We start from the raw sequence: 13,351 nt of genomic DNA, 5'->3' as shown, positions 1-13,351 counted from the left end.
GGCGGCCGCGAGCCGGCCGCCGCCCACCACCGGGTCCGGAGTCCGGACCCACCCGGGTCAGCAGACCCACTCGAACTTTCACAACCGATCGGCAGGAGCAGAAGACAGCGATGGCGGGACAGAAGATCCGCATCCGGCTGAAGGCCTACGACCACGAGGCGATCGATGCCTCGGCGCGACGCATCGTGGAGACGGTCACGAAGACCGGAGCACGAGTGGTCGGCCCCGTGCCGCTGCCGACGGAGAAGAACGTGTACGCGGTGATCCGTTCGCCGCACAAGTACAAGGACTCGTTCGAGCACTTCGAGATGCGCACGCACAAGCGGCTCATCGACATCCTCGACCCGACGCCGAAGACGGTGGACGCGCTCATGCGCATCGACCTGCCGGCCTCGGTCGACGTCAACATTCAGTAAGGGCAGTCAGCAGACATGGCGAGCACATTTCGTGGTCTCCTCGGCGAGAAGCTGGGGATGACCCAGGTTTTCGACGAGAACAACCGCCTCGTGCCGGTGACCGTCGTCAAGGCGGGCCCGTGTGTGGTGACCCAGGTGCGCACCCCCGAGGTCGACGGCTACTCCGCCGTCCAGCTCGGGTTCGGTGAGATCGACCCGCGCAAGGTGAACCGCCCCGAGGGCGGGCACTTCACCAAGGCGGGCGTGACGCCGCGGCGGCACCTGGTGGAACTGCGCACCGAGGACGCCGGGCAGTACACGGTCGGCCAGGAGCTGACCACCGAGGTGTTCGACGGCGTGGCCAAGGTCGACGTCATCGGCACCAGCAAGGGCAAGGGCACCGCCGGTGTCATGAAGCGTCACGGCTTCAAGGGCCTGGGCGCCGGGCACGGCGTGCAGCGCAAGCACCGCTCTCCCGGCTCCATCGGTGGCGCGTCGACCCCCGGTCGCGTGTTCAAGGGCCTGAAGATGGCCGGCCGCATGGGCCACGTGAAGACGACGACGCTGTCGCTGGTCGTCCACAAGGTGGACGCCGAGCGCGGTCTGCTGCTGATCAAGGGCTCCATCCCCGGTCCGAAGGGCGGGCTCGTGCTCGTTCGTTCGGCCGTCAAGGGCGGCCCCGTGGGGAGTGACACCAAGTGACCCAGTCCACCGAGACGCGCACCGACCGCCAGGTCGACGTCCGTACGCCGGCAGGGGAGACGACCGGCAGCGTGACGCTGCCCGGTGAGCTCTTCGACGCCGACGCGAACGTCTCGCTGATGCACCAGGTCGTCGTGGCCCAGCTGGCCGCGGCCCGCCAGGGCACGCACTCGACCAAGACGCGCGCCCAGGTCAGCGGGACGGGCGCCAAGCCCTACCGCCAGAAGGGCACCGGCCGCGCCCGCCAGGGCTCGCTGCGCGCCCCGCAGTTCTCCGGCGGTGGCATCGCCCACGGCCCGGTGCCGCGCGACTACACCAAGAAGACGCCCAAGAAGATGAAGGCCGCTGCCCTGCGTGGCGCCCTCTCCGACCGGGCGCGCGAGGGTCGGGTCCACGTCGTGTCGGCCTTCGTCGACGGCGACGCCCCGAAGACCAAGGCCGCCATGGCGACGCTCACCGCGATCACCTCGGCCAAGAAGGTCCTCGTCGTCCTCGACCACGACGACGTCCTCAACTGGGTGAGCCTGCGCAACCTGCCGCAGGTGCACCTGATCGAGGCCGGCCAGCTCAACACCTACGACGTGCTGGTCGCCGACGAGGTCGTCTTCACCGAGACGGCTCTCGCCGAGTTCGTCGCCGGACCGGCCAAGGGCAAGCGCTCCGGCGCCGACCTGCCCGATCTCGCCACCCGCGAGATCTCCGGTGGCGTCCCGTCCATCGCTCCCGCCGCCGGCGAGGGCACCGTCGAAGAGACCACCGAGGAGAAGGCATGAGCGTCCGCGACCCCCGGGACGTGCTGCTCTCCCCGGTCATCTCGGAGAAGAGCTACGGGCTGCTCGACAGCAACCAGTACACGTTCATCGTGCTGCCCGAGGCCAACAAGACGCAGATCAAGATCGCGGTCGAGCAGATCTTCGACGTGAAGGTCATCGGCGTGAACACGATCAACCGCCAGGGCAAGCGCAAGCGCAGCCGTGGCACGCAGATGGGCAAGCGCAAGGACACCAAGCGCGCCATCGTCTCCGTGGCCCCCGGCGACCGCATCGAGATCTTCGGCGGCCCGGGCGCCTGACGGCACCCGATACCGACCGGACCAGAGATATAGACAGGGACTGAGTCAGCAATGGCTATCCGTAAGTACAAGCCGACGACGCCGGGCCGCCGCGGCTCCAGCGTCGCCGACTTCGCCGAGGTCACCCGCGACCATCCCGAGAAGTCGCTGGTCCGGCCGCTGCACGGCCGCGGTGGACGCAACGTCCACGGCAAGGTCACGGCCCGCCACCAGGGTGGCGGTCACAAGCGCGCCTACCGGCTGATCGACTTCCGTCGGGCCGACAAGGACGGTGTGCCGGCCAAGGTCGCGCACATCGAGTACGACCCGAACCGCACCTCGCGCATCGCGCTGCTGCACTTCGCCGACGGGGAGAAGCGCTACATCATCGCCCCGGCCCGCCTGAAGCAGGGCGACACGGTCGAGTGCGGTCCCGCGGCCGACATCAAGCCGGGCAACAACCTGCCGCTGCGGAACATCCCGGTCGGCACGGTGGTTCACGCCATCGAGCTCCGTCCCGGTGGCGGCGCGAAGATCGCCCGGTCCGCGGGTACCAGCGTCCAGCTGGTCGCCCGTGAGGGCCGGTTCGCCCAGCTGCGCATGCCGTCGGGCGAGATCCGCAACGTCGACGTGCGCTGCCGCGCGACCGTCGGCGAGGTGGGCAACGCCGAGCAGTCGAACATCAACTGGGGCAAGGCCGGCCGCATGCGCTGGAAGGGCAAGCGCCCGACCGTCCGTGGTGTCGCCATGAACCCGGTGGACCACCCGCACGGTGGTGGTGAGGGCAAGACCTCCGGTGGTCGTCACCCGGTGAACCCCAAGGGCAAGCCGGAAGGCCGGACGCGCAAGCGCAAGGCCAGTGACGCCCTGATCGTGCGCCGCCGGCGCGCCAACAAGAAGCGCTGAGCGGGATAGGAGCCGACAGACATGCCACGCAGCCTGAAGAAGGGCCCGTTCGTCGACGACCACCTGCTCAAGAAGGTGGACGCCCAGAACGAGAAGGGCACCAAGAACGTGATCCGCACCTGGTCACGTCGTTCGACGATCATCCCGGACATGCTGGGTCACACCCTCGCGGTGCACGACGGCCGCAAGCACGTCCCGGTGTTCGTGACCGAGGCGATGGTCGGGCACAAGCTCGGCGAGTTCGCTCCCACGCGCACGTTCCGTGGGCACATCAAGGACGACCGCCGCTCGCGGCGGGGCTGACCAGGTAGAGAGAGATTTCGATGACTTCCCAGTTGGGACAGGAGGCACCGGTCGCCCGGGCTACCGCCCGCTTCGTCCGCGTGACCCCCATGAAGGCACGCCGGGTGGTGGACATGGTCCGCTATCTGCCGACCGACGAGGCGCTCGCGCTGCTGCGCTACGCGCCGCAGAGCGCCAGCGAGCCGGTGGCGAAGGTGGTCGCCAGCGCGGTGGCCAACGCCGAGCACAACCTGCAGCTCGACCCGGCCGCCCTGGTCGTCAGCGCCGCCTACGTCGACGAGGGCCCCACGCTCAAGCGGATCCGTCCGCGTGCGCAGGGCCGGGCGTTCCGCATCAACAAGCGGACGAGCCACATCACCATCGAGGTGAGCGAGGTCGCCACCAGCGACGTCCTCGCGCAGAAGTCGCGCAAGGCGCGCCGGGAGACCGGCATGACCGGCCCGGCGACCCAGCAGAACAACACGAGGGGAGGGACCCGCTAGTGGGTCAGAAGGTCAACCCGCACGGGTTCCGACTCGGGATCACCACCGACTACAAGTCCCGGTGGTACGCGGACAAGCTGTACAAGGACTACGTCAAGGAAGACGTCGCGATCCGCAAGCTCATGTCCAAGGGCATGGAGCGGGCCGGCATCTCCAAGGTGGAGATCGAGCGCACCCGTGACCGGGTCCGCGTCGACATCCACACCGCCCGCCCGGGCATCGTCATCGGCCGCCGCGGCGCCGAGGCCGACCGCATCCGCGGCGAGCTGGAGAAGCTCACCGGCAAGCAGGTGCAGCTGAACATCCTCGAGGTGAAGAACCCCGAGTCCGACGCGCAGCTGGTCGCCCAGGGCGTCGCCGAGCAGCTCTCCAGCCGGGTGAGCTTCCGTCGCGCGATGCGCAAGGCCATGCAGTCGGCGCAGCGCAGCCCGCAGGTCAAGGGCATCCGCGTGCAGTGCTCGGGTCGCCTCGGCGGCACCGAGATGAGCCGCTCGGAGTTCTACCGCGAGGGCCGGGTGCCGCTGCACACGCTGCGCGCGAACATCGACTACGGCATCTACGAGGCCCGCACCACCTTCGGCCGCATCGGCGTCAAGGTGTGGATCTACAAGGGTGACGTCAGCGGATCGCGCGCCGAGCGCGCGGCCCTCGAGGCCCTGGCCGAGCGTCAGGGTCAGCGTCGCGAGCGCCCCCAGCGTCCCCGCCGCTCGGGCTCGTCGGGCACCACCGCCGGTGGCACCGAGGCCGGCCGCGCCGCGGTCGAGTCCTCCACCGGGCCGGTCACCGACACCACGACGGCGGCTGCCGAGAGCACTGTGGCGCAGACCTCCGGCGAGTCCGCGACCGAGCAGACCATCGCTGAGGCCGCGGGCCCCCAGGCCACCGCGGCCGCCGAGACCACGGCTGCCGACAACACCACGGCGACCGAGAACACGGAGAGCTGAGCCATGCTCATCCCACGGCGCGTCAAGCACCGCAAGCAGCACCACCCGAGCCGGTCGGGCCGGGCCAAGGGCGGCACCGAGATCAACTTCGGTGAGTTCGCGATCCAGGCGCTCGAGCCCGCGTACGTCACCAACCGGCAGATCGAGTCCGCGCGTATCGCGATGACCCGGCACATCAAGCGTGGCGGAAAGGTGTGGATCTCGATCTACCCGGACCGTCCGCTGACCAAGAAGCCGGCCGAGACCCGCATGGGTTCCGGCAAGGGCTCGCCCGAGTGGTGGGTGGCCAACGTCAAGCCGGGCCGCGTGCTGTTCGAGCTGTCCGGTGTCGCGGAGCCGGTGGCCCGTGAGGCCATGCGCCGCGCGATCCACAAGCTGCCGATGAAGTGCCGCTTCATCACCCGAGATGGAGAAGTGTGATGGCCGCCGGTCTGACCGCTCCCGAGCTGCGCGAGCTCTCCGTCGACGAGCTCGCCTCGCGGCTGCGTGAGTCGAAGGAAGAACTGTTCAACCTGCGCTTCCAGGTGGCCACCGGCCAGCTGGACAACAACCGGCGACTGCAGACCGTCCGCCGCGACATCGCCCGGATCTACACGATCATGCGCGAGCGCGAGCTGGGTCTCTCGGTCGCCCCGAACGAGGGTGTGGCATGAGCGATCCCCAGTCGACCAGCACCGTGGCGTCCGGCCCGGGCCTGGCCGGTCGCGGGTACCGCAAGGTCCGCGAGGGCCTCGTGGTCAGCGACAAGATGCAGAAGACCATCGTCGTGGAGGTGGAGGACCGCGTGAAGCACGCCCTCTACGGCAAGGTCATCCGCCGCACGACCAAGCTGAAGGTCCACGACGAGCAGGGGGTCGCCGGCATCGGCGACCGCGTGCAGATCATGGAGACCCGGCCGATGTCGGCCACCAAGCGGTGGCGGCTCGTCCAGGTCGTCGAGAAGGCCAAGTAAGAGGCGGCCCTCCGGGGCCGTGGGGGTAGGAGTACCCTGGACCACTGGCGCGCACCTCACCGCTCATCCGAGGGCAGCGCGCCGCATCCCGGTACCCGTGCTCGGACGCACCGGCGGCTCGCGCCGCCGGTGCGTCCGCACGCGGTGCCGGACAGCCGGTTCACCGTTCCGGCCCGGCTGTCACCACAAGTATTTGGGAGTAGCACGTGATCCAGCAGGAGTCGCGACTGCGTGTCGCCGACAACACCGGTGCGAAGGAGATCCTCTGCATCCGGGTGCTCGGCGGCTCGGGGCGACGCTACGCGGGCATCGGCGACATCATCGTCGCCACCGTGAAGGACGCGTTGCCGGGTGCAGGTGTGAAGAAGGGTGACGTCGTCAAGGCCGTCATCGTCCGCACCGCGAAGGAGCGCCGTCGCCCGGACGGTTCCTACATCCGCTTCGACGAGAACGCCGCGGTCATCATCCGCGACAGCGGCGACCCGCGCGGTACCCGCATCTTCGGGCCCGTCGGTCGGGAGCTGCGCGACAAGCGCTTCATGCGGATCATCTCGCTCGCCCCGGAGGTGCTGTGATCATGGCTGCCACCAGCAACGGCAAGACGCCGTCCATGAAGGTCAAGAAGGGCGACACCGTCCTGGTGCTCGCGGGCAAGGACAAGGGCGCCAAGGGTCGTGTCATCGCGGCCTATCCCAAGCTCCAGAAGGTCCTCGTCGAGGGCGTGGGGCGCGTCAAGAAGCACACCCGCATCAGCTCGAACCAGCGCGGCGCCCAGCAGGGCGGGATCGTCACGCAGGAGGCTCCCATCCACGTGAGCAACGTGATGGTGATCGACTCCGAGGACAAGCCGACCCGGGTCGGCTACCGCAAGGACGAGGAAGGCCGCAACATCCGGGTCTCGCGGCGCACCGGTAAGGACCTCTGATCATGAGCGCACCCTCCCGCGAGCTGCCCCGCATGCTCGCCAACTACCGCGAGAACATCGCGCCGGCGCTGCAGAGCGAGTTCGGCTACGAGAACGTCATGCAGATCCCCCGGCTGACCAAGATCGTGGTCAACATGGGCGTCGGCGAGGCGACCCGTGACGCGAAGCTGATGGACGGCGCGGTCCGCGACCTCACCGCCATCACCGGTCAGAAGCCGGCCGTCGTCCGGGCCCGCAAGTCCATCGCGCAGTTCAAGCTCCGCGAGGGCATGCCGATCGGCGCGAAGGTCACCCTGCGCGGCGACCGGATGTGGGAGTTCCTCGACCGCCTGCTCTCGCTGGCCCTGCCCCGTATCCGTGACTTCCGCGGCCTGAACGCCAAGCAGTTCGACGGCCACGGCAACTACACGTTCGGGCTGAACGAGCAGTCGATGTTCCGCGAGATCGACGTCGACAAGATCGACCGACCTCGCGGCATGGACATCACGCTGGTCACCACCGCCACGACCGACGAGGAGGGTCGCGAGCTGCTCCGCCAGCTCGGGTTCCCCTTCGCCGGCCAGCCCGTCGTCACGACCGTCCGCTGAGTCGGGCAGGAGAGAAGCAATGGCCAAGAAGGCGCTGATCAACAAGGCGGCCCGCAAGCCGAAGTTCGCGGTCCGTGGCTACACCCGCTGCCAGCGGTGCGGTCGTCCGCACTCGGTGTTCCGCAAGTTCGGCCTCTGCCGGATCTGCCTGCGGGAGATGGCGCACGCCGGGGAGCTCCCGGGCGTGAAGAAGTCCAGCTGGTAGGTCGCACCACCTCCGTGGTCGACCGGAACAGCTAGCGCACCACCCCTGCACCACTTCGAGCACCACCGATCGCCGACAGGCCCAGCGCCAAGTCTCCGAGACCCAGCGCACGAGGAACCGCGGCGAGAGAGGCAACACCCGACATGACGATGACCGACCCGATCGCGGACATGCTGACGCGGCTGCGGAACGCCAACCAGGCGTACCACGACGCCGCGGTCATGCCGTCCTCGAAGCTCAAGACGCACATCGCCGAGATCCTCCAGCAGGAGGGCTACATCGCCGGCTGGCGCGTCGACGACGTCGAGAAGGACGGCAGCACCTTCAAGCAGCTGGTGGTCGACCTCAAGTACGGCCCCAACCGCGAGCGCAGCATCGCTGGTGTCAAGCGCGTGTCGAAGCCCGGTCTCCGGGTCTACGCGAAGTCCACCGGACTGCCCAAGGTGCTCGGCGGCCTGGGCGTGGCGATCATCTCCACGTCCACCGGGCTGCTCACCGACAAGCAGGCGAACAAGAAGGGCGTGGGTGGGGAAGTCCTCGCCTACGTCTGGTAAGGGAGCGAGCGAAGATGTCACGGATCGGACGACTCCCGATCGCCGTGCCCGGTGGCGTGGACGTCGCGATCGACGGCCAGACGGTCAGCGTGAAGGGACCGAAGGGCGAACTCGCCCACACGGTCGCCGCGCCGATCACCGTCGAGCGCGACGAGGACGGCACGCTGCGGGTGCAGCGCCCCAACGACGAGCGGCAGAACCGCGCCCTCCACGGGCTCTCGCGGACGCTGATCGCCAACATGATCACCGGCGTCACCGAGGGGTACACGAAGACCCTCGAGATCGTCGGCGTCGGCTACCGCGTCCAGGCGCGCGGCTCGGACCTCGAGTTCGCCCTGGGCTTCAGCCACCCGGTGCCGGTCAAGGCACCGAACGGCATCACCTTCGCCGTCGAGTCGCCGACCCGCCTGCGGGTCTCCGGCATCGACAAGCAGCTCGTCGGTGAGGTCGCAGCCAAGATCCGCAAGATCCGCAAGCCCGACCCGTACAAGGGCAAGGGCGTGCGGTATCAGGGCGAGGTCGTCAAGCGCAAGGTCGGGAAGACGGGTAAGTGATGGCTCAGGCAGAGAAGGCCGCTCGGGTCCACAAGCCCGTCGGGACCGACATCAGCACGGCGCGCCGCACCTCGCGGCTGCGTCGCCACAACCGGCTGCGCAAGCGGGTCTCCGGTACCGCCGAGCGTCCGCGCCTGGTGGTCAAGCGCAGCACGCGCCACATCCACGTGCAGGTCGTCGACGACACCGTCGGCCGCACGGTGGTCAGCGCCTCCACGATGGACGCCAGCCTGAAGGGTGCCGAGGGCGACAAGTCCGCCCTGGCCCGTCAGGTGGGTGCCCTGGTGGCGGAGCGGGCGAAGGCCGCCGGCATCTCGGCGGTCGTCTTCGACCGTGGTGGCAACCGGTACGCCGGTCGCATCGCCGCCCTGGCCGACGGTGCCCGCGAGGGTGGGCTGGACTTCTGATGACCACCCACACCAGCAGCACGAGCGAGCAGATCGAGAGGGACGTCTGATGCCAGGACCACAGCGACGCGGCGGTGGCGCCGGCGGTGGCGCCGGCGGCCCCGGCGGCAACGACCGCCGTGACCGTCGTGACGGCGGGCGGGGCCCCGGCGGCGCACCCGCCGAGAAGAGCAACTACATCGAGCGCGTGGTCGCCATCAACCGCGTGTCCAAGGTCGTCAAGGGTGGTCGTCGCTTCAGCTTCACCGCCCTGGTGATCGTCGGTGACGGCGACGGCAAGGTCGGCGTCGGCTACGGCAAGGCCAAGGAGGTGCCCGCGGCGATCGCCAAGGGTGTCGAGGAGGCCAAGAAGCACTTCTACAACGTGCCGCGCATCGCCAGCACCATCCCGCACCCGGTGCAGGGTGAGGCGGCCGCCGGTGTCGTGCTGCTCAAGCCGGCCAGCCCCGGTACCGGTGTCATCGCCGGTGGCCCGGTGCGCGCCGTCCTGGAGTGCGCCGGCATCCACGACGTGCTGTCCAAGAGCCTCGGGTCCTCGAACCCGATCAACATCGTGCACGCCACGATGCAGGCGCTGAAGGACCTCGTCCGTCCCGAGGAGATCGCGGCCCGCCGCGGTTTGCCCCTGGAGGACGTCGCCCCGGCGGCCATGCTCCGTGCCCGTGCGGGCCAGGGAGTCTGAGATGGCGCAGCTGAAGGTCACCCAGATCAAGTCGGCCATCGGCACGAAGCCCAACCAGCGCCAGACGCTGCGTTCGCTGGGCCTCAAGCGGATCCACGACTCGGTCGTCCAGGAGGACCGTCCCGAGATCCGCGGGATGGTCGCGACGGTGCCGCACCTGGTCACCGTCGAAGAAGTCTGAGGAAAGACTCGCTATGACTCTGAAGGTCCACCACCTGCGTCCGGCCCCGGGCGCCCACACCGCCAAGACCCGCGTGGGTCGCGGTGAGGGCTCCAAGGGCAAGACGGCCGGTCGCGGCACCAAGGGCACCGGCGCGCGCGGGAACACCTCCGCCCGGTTCGAGGGTGGGCAGACCCCGCTGCACATGCGGCTGCCCAAGCTCTCGGGCTTCAAGCCCCCGAACAAGGTCGTCTTCCAGGTCGTCAACCTCGACCGGATCGCGGCGCTGTTCCCCCAGGGCGGGACGGTCGACCCGGACACCCTCGCCGAGGCCGGTGCGGTCCGCCGCAACCAGCCGGTGAAGGTGCTCGGCACCGGCGAGCTCGGCGGCGTCAAGGTCGACGTCTCGGCCCACGCCTTCTCCTCGGCTGCCGCCGAGAAGATCGCCGCAGCCGGGGGCAGCACCACCCGCATCTGATCGAGGCCCCCCTGCCCCCCGCCGCGCGATCCGCGCGGCGGGGCGGCGCAGGGGGGTCTTGTCCTGTCCGCCCTGCGCCATCGCCGGCGGGCAGGTTGCTAACCTCACTCGACCGATAAGGGGAGGGCTCGTGCTGCAGGCGTTCGCCGCGGCGTTCCGGACGCCAGATCTCCGGCGCAAGCTGCTGTTCTCCCTGGCGATCATCGCCGTGTACCGGCTGGGCGCCCAGGTGCCGGGGCCGGGGGTGTCGGTCGAGGCGATCAACAACTGCCTCGAGCTCGCCGAGGCCGGCTCCCAGCGCGACATCTACTCGCTGGTCAACCTCTTCTCCGGCGGCGCACTGCTGCGCCTGTCGGTGTTCGCGCTCGGCATCATGCCGTACATCACCGCGAGCATCATCGTCCAGCTGCTGGTCGTGGTCATCCCGCGCTTCGAGCAGCTGAAGAAGGAAGGGCAGTCGGGTCAGGCCAAGCTGACCCAGTACACCCGCTACCTGACGATCGCCCTGGCGGTCCTGCAGAGCACCGGCATCATCGCCCTGGCCCGCAGCGGCCAGCTGTTCCCCGGCTGCTCCGAGTCGATCATCCCGTCCGAGTCGGTCTGGACGACGGTCATCCTCGTCGTCGCGCTGACCGCAGGCACCGCGCTGGTGATGTGGTTCGGCGAGATGCTGACCGAGAAGGGGATCGGCAACGGCATGTCGCTGCTGATCTTCACCTCGATCGCCGCGCGCATCCCGGCCGAGGGCGGCTCGATCCTGCAGACCCGCGGCGTGCTCGTCTTCAGCGTCGTCTGCGCCTTCGCGGTCCTCATCATCGGCGCCGTCGTCTACGTGGAGCAGGCGCAGCGGCGGATCCCCGTCCAGTACGCGAAGCGCATGGTCGGCCGCCGGATGTACGGCGGCACCTCGACCTACCTGCCACTGAAGGTGAACCAGGCCGGCGTCATCCCGGTCATCTTCGCCTCCTCGCTGCTCTACCTGCCGCAGCTGATCAGCCAGCTGCAGGGGGACGAGACGGGCTCGGTCCGGCAGTTCTTCGAGCGGCACATCATCGACCAGAGCAGCCCCGTGCACGTCGCCCTCTACTTCGCGCTGATCGTCTTCTTCACGTACTTCTACGTGTCGATCACGTTCAACCCGGAGGAGCGGGCGGACGACATGAAGCGCTACGGCGGCTTCATCCCCGGCATCCGGCCCGGACGGCCGACGGCCGAGTACCTGCAGTACGTGCTGTCCCGGATCACCCTGCCGGGTGCGCTGTACCTCGGGACCGTGGCCGTGCTGCCGAACTTCTTCCTGGCAGTGACGCAGGAGGGCCAGAACCAGAACTTCCCGTTCGGCGGGACCGCAGTGCTGATCATGGTCGGAGTGGGGTTGGAGACGGTGAAGCAGATCGAGACGCAACTGAATCAGCGCAACTACGAAGGGTTCCTGAAGTAGTGCGCATCGTCCTGCTGGGGCCCCCCGGAGCGGGCAAGGGCACCCAGGCGCAGTTCATCGCTGGCCGTCTCGCCGTCCCGGCGATCTCCACCGGGGACATCTTCCGGGCGAACGTCAGCGGTCAGACCGAGCTCGGCCAGAAGGCCAAGGTCTACATGGATGCCGGTGACCTCGTCCCCGACGAGATCACCGTCGCCATGGTCAAGGACCGGCTCGCCGAGCCCGACGCCAAGGCCGGGTTCCTGCTCGACGGCTTCCCGCGCACCATCGCGCAGGCGGAGCAGCTGGCCGCGTCCCTGGCCGATCTCGGCCACGGTCTCGACCGGGTGCTCGAGCTGGTGGTGGAGGAGGAGGAGCTGGTCCGTCGCCTCTCCGGGCGGCGCATGCTCGTCGACGGCCAGATGGTCCAGCGCGACGACGACAAGCCCGAGACCGTCCGGCACCGCCTCGAGGTCTACCGGGAACAGACCGCGCCGCTGTCCGGGTTCTACGAGGACGCGGGGCTGCTCGCCCGGATCGACGCGATCGGTTCCGTGGAGGAGGTCACGGCCCGGGCGCTGCGCGCGCTGGGCGTGGACCCCGAGGATCCCGACCCGAGCGCGGCCCCGGCCGGCGCCTGAGACGGGCCGGCAGTGCACGGCGACCGTCGCGAGGCGCTGCTGGCCAGGGTGCCGCTGCTGGCGAAGTGGAGTGGACGGATGATCCAGATCAAGACGGCGCAGGAGATCGAGCTCATGCGCGCGTCCGGGCTCGTGACGGCGGGCGCGCACGCTGCCATGAAGGCGGCGCTGCGCCCGGGGATCACCACCGGTGAGCTCGACGCGATCGCCGAGGACCACATCCGCTCCCAGGGCGCCGTGCCGAACTTCCTGGGCTACCACGGCTTCACCGGGACCATCTGCGCCTCGATCAACGACGAGGTGGTCCACGGCATCCCGGACCCCGACCGGACGCTGGCCGAGGGCGACAACATCTCCATCGACTGCGGCGCGATCCTGCAGGGCTGGCACAGCGACTCCGCGGTGACGCTGACGGTGGGGGAGCCCTCACCGGAGGACGCCGCCCTGCTGGAGGTCACCGAGCGCTCGATGTGGGCCGGGCTGGCGCGCGCGGTGGCCGGCGGACGGCTCACCGACATCAGCGCCGCCGTCGAGCAGTCGATCCGGGCCCACGACCACCCCTACGGGATCGTCGACCACTACGGCGGGCACGGCATCGGCACGGAGATGCACCAGGACCCGCACGTCCTGAACTACGGGCGCGCCGGCCGCGGCCCCAAGCTCGTGCCCGGGCTCGCCCTGGCGATCGAGCCGATGGTGACCGTGGGCGATCCGGCCACCGTCGAGCTGGACGACGGCTGGACCGTCGTCACCAAGGACGGCTCGCGTGCCGCCCACTTCGAGCACACCGTCGCGATCACTCCCGAGGGGCCGTGGGTGCTCACCGCCGCGGACGGCGGCGTCGCCGGCCTCGCCCCGTTCGGCATCACGCCGCGGACCTGACGAAGGACCACCGTTCTCCCCAGGGCTCGCGCGCTCCGCGCGGGACCCTGAACGACGGCGGTTCGTCGCGTGCGGGCCGTCACTCCAGGGGCCGGTTGGTGGCTGGAGTGTCGTCAGGTAC

General features: G+C 69.5%; 24 protein-coding genes. All 24 read left to right on the top strand.

Annotated elements, in window-relative coordinates; genetic code table 11:
* The first annotated feature begins 110 nt into the window (after nucleotides 1–110).
* The 24 genes from rpsJ to map all read left to right on the top strand — a co-directional run bounded on the left by rpsJ (nucleotide 111) and on the right by map (nucleotide 13,230).
* Entirely contained in the window at nucleotides 111–416 is a 306-nt protein-coding gene (rpsJ, locus tag ACI793_RS16020) for a 30S ribosomal protein S10 (protein ID WP_014377994.1), read from the top strand.
* A 15-nt stretch (nucleotides 417–431) separates the two neighbouring features.
* Nucleotides 432–1,097, top strand: a complete 666-nt coding sequence (rplC, locus tag ACI793_RS16015) for a 50S ribosomal protein L3 (protein WP_456607362.1) — start codon at nucleotides 432–434, stop codon at nucleotides 1,095–1,097.
* Nucleotides 1,094–1,870 carry a 50S ribosomal protein L4 gene (gene rplD, locus ACI793_RS16010; protein ID WP_456607361.1) on the top strand — a complete coding sequence of 259 codons (777 nt, stop codon included), beginning with the start codon at nucleotides 1,094–1,096 and terminating at the stop codon, nucleotides 1,868–1,870. Before rplC ends, rplD begins: the two co-directional genes overlap by 4 nt.
* Complete coding sequence (gene rplW / locus ACI793_RS16005; RefSeq protein WP_456553893.1) at nucleotides 1,867–2,169, top strand: 50S ribosomal protein L23; 303 nt, start codon at nucleotides 1,867–1,869, stop codon at nucleotides 2,167–2,169. The genes rplD and rplW overlap by 4 nt, the downstream gene beginning before the upstream one ends.
* Before the next feature lie 51 nt (nucleotides 2,170–2,220).
* Nucleotides 2,221–3,054 (top strand): 50S ribosomal protein L2, encoded by an 834-nt coding sequence (gene rplB, locus ACI793_RS16000; RefSeq protein ID WP_091770149.1) that lies wholly within the window; start codon nucleotides 2,221–2,223, stop codon nucleotides 3,052–3,054.
* A gap of 21 nt (nucleotides 3,055–3,075) precedes the next feature.
* Nucleotides 3,076–3,357 (top strand): 30S ribosomal protein S19, encoded by a 282-nt coding sequence (rpsS, locus tag ACI793_RS15995; protein WP_029340037.1) that lies wholly within the window; start codon nucleotides 3,076–3,078, stop codon nucleotides 3,355–3,357.
* A 20-nt stretch (nucleotides 3,358–3,377) separates the two neighbouring features.
* A complete protein-coding gene (gene rplV, locus ACI793_RS15990) occupies nucleotides 3,378–3,839 on the top strand; it encodes a 50S ribosomal protein L22 (RefSeq protein WP_456607360.1) in 462 nt (153 codons plus the stop codon).
* Nucleotides 3,839–4,783, top strand: a complete 945-nt coding sequence (rpsC, locus tag ACI793_RS15985; RefSeq protein ID WP_456607359.1) for a 30S ribosomal protein S3 — start codon at nucleotides 3,839–3,841, stop codon at nucleotides 4,781–4,783. Before rplV ends, rpsC begins: the two co-directional genes overlap by 1 nt.
* Nucleotides 4,784–4,786: 3 nt before the next feature.
* A complete protein-coding gene (rplP, locus tag ACI793_RS15980; protein ID WP_456607358.1) occupies nucleotides 4,787–5,203 on the top strand; it encodes a 50S ribosomal protein L16 in 417 nt (138 codons plus the stop codon).
* Nucleotides 5,203–5,436, top strand: coding sequence for a 50S ribosomal protein L29 (rpmC, locus tag ACI793_RS15975; protein ID WP_091929105.1), 234 nt, complete (start codon nucleotides 5,203–5,205; stop codon nucleotides 5,434–5,436). The genes rplP and rpmC overlap by 1 nt, the downstream gene beginning before the upstream one ends.
* Nucleotides 5,433–5,735, top strand: a complete 303-nt coding sequence (gene rpsQ / locus ACI793_RS15970; protein ID WP_456607357.1) for a 30S ribosomal protein S17 — start codon at nucleotides 5,433–5,435, stop codon at nucleotides 5,733–5,735. Before rpmC ends, rpsQ begins: the two co-directional genes overlap by 4 nt.
* Nucleotides 5,736–5,941: 206 nt before the next feature.
* Complete coding sequence (gene rplN, locus ACI793_RS15965) at nucleotides 5,942–6,310, top strand: 50S ribosomal protein L14 (protein ID WP_456607356.1); 369 nt, start codon at nucleotides 5,942–5,944, stop codon at nucleotides 6,308–6,310.
* Between the two features lie 2 nt (nucleotides 6,311–6,312).
* On the top strand, nucleotides 6,313–6,660 hold the full coding sequence (rplX, locus tag ACI793_RS15960; protein ID WP_449495070.1) for a 50S ribosomal protein L24: 348 nt from the start codon (nucleotides 6,313–6,315) through the stop codon (nucleotides 6,658–6,660).
* Nucleotides 6,661–6,662: 2 nt separating this feature from the next.
* The gene (gene rplE / locus ACI793_RS15955) at nucleotides 6,663–7,247 is read left to right on the top strand and encodes a 50S ribosomal protein L5 (protein ID WP_456607355.1); all 585 of its coding nucleotides are present in this window, start codon (nucleotides 6,663–6,665) and stop codon (nucleotides 7,245–7,247) included.
* Nucleotides 7,248–7,266: 19 nt separating this feature from the next.
* The gene (locus ACI793_RS15950; RefSeq protein ID WP_091981751.1) at nucleotides 7,267–7,452 is read left to right on the top strand and encodes a type Z 30S ribosomal protein S14; all 186 of its coding nucleotides are present in this window, start codon (nucleotides 7,267–7,269) and stop codon (nucleotides 7,450–7,452) included.
* A 143-nt stretch (nucleotides 7,453–7,595) separates the two neighbouring features.
* Nucleotides 7,596–8,006, top strand: coding sequence for a 30S ribosomal protein S8 (gene rpsH, locus ACI793_RS15945; protein WP_311343776.1), 411 nt, complete (start codon nucleotides 7,596–7,598; stop codon nucleotides 8,004–8,006).
* A gap of 14 nt (nucleotides 8,007–8,020) precedes the next feature.
* On the top strand, nucleotides 8,021–8,560 hold the full coding sequence (rplF, locus tag ACI793_RS15940) for a 50S ribosomal protein L6 (RefSeq protein ID WP_456607354.1): 540 nt from the start codon (nucleotides 8,021–8,023) through the stop codon (nucleotides 8,558–8,560).
* Complete coding sequence (gene rplR, locus ACI793_RS15935) at nucleotides 8,560–8,967, top strand: 50S ribosomal protein L18 (protein WP_456607353.1); 408 nt, start codon at nucleotides 8,560–8,562, stop codon at nucleotides 8,965–8,967. Before rplF ends, rplR begins: the two co-directional genes overlap by 1 nt.
* A 49-nt stretch (nucleotides 8,968–9,016) precedes the next feature.
* A complete protein-coding gene (rpsE, locus tag ACI793_RS15930) occupies nucleotides 9,017–9,649 on the top strand; it encodes a 30S ribosomal protein S5 (RefSeq protein ID WP_456607352.1) in 633 nt (210 codons plus the stop codon).
* 1 nt (nucleotide 9,650) lies between these two features.
* Nucleotides 9,651–9,830 (top strand): 50S ribosomal protein L30, encoded by a 180-nt coding sequence (gene rpmD / locus ACI793_RS15925; protein ID WP_311343780.1) that lies wholly within the window; start codon nucleotides 9,651–9,653, stop codon nucleotides 9,828–9,830.
* A 13-nt stretch (nucleotides 9,831–9,843) separates the two neighbouring features.
* Complete coding sequence (gene rplO, locus ACI793_RS15920; RefSeq protein ID WP_456607351.1) at nucleotides 9,844–10,287, top strand: 50S ribosomal protein L15; 444 nt, start codon at nucleotides 9,844–9,846, stop codon at nucleotides 10,285–10,287.
* 130 nt (nucleotides 10,288–10,417) lie between these two features.
* Nucleotides 10,418–11,728 carry a preprotein translocase subunit SecY gene (secY, locus tag ACI793_RS15915; RefSeq protein ID WP_456607350.1) on the top strand — a complete coding sequence of 437 codons (1,311 nt, stop codon included), beginning with the start codon at nucleotides 10,418–10,420 and terminating at the stop codon, nucleotides 11,726–11,728.
* A complete protein-coding gene (locus ACI793_RS15910) occupies nucleotides 11,728–12,348 on the top strand; it encodes an adenylate kinase (RefSeq protein ID WP_456607349.1) in 621 nt (206 codons plus the stop codon). Before secY ends, ACI793_RS15910 begins: the two co-directional genes overlap by 1 nt.
* A gap of 12 nt (nucleotides 12,349–12,360) precedes the next feature.
* Nucleotides 12,361–13,230: a type I methionyl aminopeptidase gene (gene map / locus ACI793_RS15905; RefSeq protein WP_456607348.1), complete on the top strand. Its 870-nt coding sequence runs from the start codon at nucleotides 12,361–12,363 to the stop codon at nucleotides 13,228–13,230.
* Nucleotides 13,231–13,351 lie beyond the last annotated feature (121 nt).

The sequence above is a fragment of the Blastococcus sp. SYSU DS0617 genome (assembly GCF_054051075.1).
This window is presented reverse-complemented; position numbering and strand designations above follow the sequence as displayed.

What these genes read in the sequence shown, in the direction of transcription:
- rpsJ (WP_014377994.1), top strand. Translation starts at nt 111, where the DNA reads ATGGCGGGACAGAAGATCCGCATCCGGCTGAAGGCCTACGACCACGAG.
- rplC (WP_456607362.1), top strand. Translation starts at nt 432, where the DNA reads ATGGCGAGCACATTTCGTGGTCTCCTCGGCGAGAAGCTGGGGATGACC.
- rplW (WP_456553893.1), top strand. Translation starts at nt 1,867, where the DNA reads ATGAGCGTCCGCGACCCCCGGGACGTGCTGCTCTCCCCGGTCATCTCG.
- rplB (WP_091770149.1), top strand. Translation starts at nt 2,221, where the DNA reads ATGGCTATCCGTAAGTACAAGCCGACGACGCCGGGCCGCCGCGGCTCC.
- rpsS (WP_029340037.1), top strand. Translation starts at nt 3,076, where the DNA reads ATGCCACGCAGCCTGAAGAAGGGCCCGTTCGTCGACGACCACCTGCTC.
- rplV (WP_456607360.1), top strand. Translation starts at nt 3,378, where the DNA reads ATGACTTCCCAGTTGGGACAGGAGGCACCGGTCGCCCGGGCTACCGCC.
- rplP (WP_456607358.1), top strand. Translation starts at nt 4,787, where the DNA reads ATGCTCATCCCACGGCGCGTCAAGCACCGCAAGCAGCACCACCCGAGC.
- rpmC (WP_091929105.1), top strand. Translation starts at nt 5,203, where the DNA reads ATGGCCGCCGGTCTGACCGCTCCCGAGCTGCGCGAGCTCTCCGTCGAC.
- rpsQ (WP_456607357.1), top strand. Translation starts at nt 5,433, where the DNA reads ATGAGCGATCCCCAGTCGACCAGCACCGTGGCGTCCGGCCCGGGCCTG.
- rplX (WP_449495070.1), top strand. Translation starts at nt 6,313, where the DNA reads ATGGCTGCCACCAGCAACGGCAAGACGCCGTCCATGAAGGTCAAGAAG.
- rplE (WP_456607355.1), top strand. Translation starts at nt 6,663, where the DNA reads ATGAGCGCACCCTCCCGCGAGCTGCCCCGCATGCTCGCCAACTACCGC.
- ACI793_RS15950 (WP_091981751.1), top strand. Translation starts at nt 7,267, where the DNA reads ATGGCCAAGAAGGCGCTGATCAACAAGGCGGCCCGCAAGCCGAAGTTC.
- rpsH (WP_311343776.1), top strand. Translation starts at nt 7,596, where the DNA reads ATGACGATGACCGACCCGATCGCGGACATGCTGACGCGGCTGCGGAAC.
- rplF (WP_456607354.1), top strand. Translation starts at nt 8,021, where the DNA reads ATGTCACGGATCGGACGACTCCCGATCGCCGTGCCCGGTGGCGTGGAC.
- rplR (WP_456607353.1), top strand. Translation starts at nt 8,560, where the DNA reads ATGGCTCAGGCAGAGAAGGCCGCTCGGGTCCACAAGCCCGTCGGGACC.
- rpsE (WP_456607352.1), top strand. Translation starts at nt 9,017, where the DNA reads ATGCCAGGACCACAGCGACGCGGCGGTGGCGCCGGCGGTGGCGCCGGC.
- rpmD (WP_311343780.1), top strand. Translation starts at nt 9,651, where the DNA reads ATGGCGCAGCTGAAGGTCACCCAGATCAAGTCGGCCATCGGCACGAAG.
- rplO (WP_456607351.1), top strand. Translation starts at nt 9,844, where the DNA reads ATGACTCTGAAGGTCCACCACCTGCGTCCGGCCCCGGGCGCCCACACC.